General features: G+C 43.5%; 2 tRNA genes and 1 rRNA gene. All 3 read right to left on the reverse strand.

Annotation, left to right across the window (positions count from 1 at the left end):
• Positions 1 to 331: 331 nt before the first annotated feature.
• A tRNA-Ile gene (locus tag H8L47_RS29175) sits at positions 332 to 408 on the reverse strand.
• Between the two features lie 25 nt (positions 409 to 433).
• A tRNA-Ala gene (locus tag H8L47_RS29180) sits at positions 434 to 509 on the reverse strand.
• Between the two features lie 85 nt (positions 510 to 594).
• A 16S ribosomal RNA gene (locus H8L47_RS29185) occupies positions 595 to 673 on the reverse strand; the annotation flags it as partial.

Here is a 673-nt window from a genome sequence, read left to right on the forward strand (position 1 = left end):
TATTACTTTAGCGTTTGCCGTATCTCAAGGAATTTGATTTTTTCTAAAACTTGTCTTTCGACAGCTTTTCAAACTCTTTTTAATACTATGTTTGTTCGATACAATCACAACCCTTCCATAATTTCCACTCACAACTGTCGTTGTAAGCTTCTCTTTACAGAAATAATTTTGATTATTTCTACTTTACTTCTTCTAAATTGTTAAAGAACGAGAACTACTTTTATTACTATGTCTTTCGCTTTGAAAGTACAAACCTAAATCTCAACGTCTTACTGTGTAGCTACTACTGCTCTACATGACGCTGACTTACGTTTGCACTGTCGAGATCTTGTGGTGGGTCTGGTTGGGCTCGAACCAACGACCCCCGCGTTATCAACACGGTGCTCTAACCAACTGAGCTACAGACCCGATTCCTGCGACTTCTACCAAATCTTGGTGGAGGATGACGGGATCGAACCGACGACCCCCTGCTTGCAAAGCAGGTGCTCTCCCAGCTGAGCTAATCCCCCTTTCGGGAACATGATCTCTTACCTGTGTTCTCTATTCATCATTAACAGTCAATAAGTGTGGACACTTAACTACGCGCTACTCTAGAAAGGAGGTGATCCAGCCGCACCTTCCGATACGGCTACCTTGTTACGACTTCACCCCAGTCACGAACCCTGCCGTGGTA

This window comes from Undibacterium umbellatum (genome assembly GCF_014284125.1).
GTDB lineage: Bacteria > Pseudomonadota > Gammaproteobacteria > Burkholderiales > Burkholderiaceae_D > Undibacterium > Undibacterium umbellatum.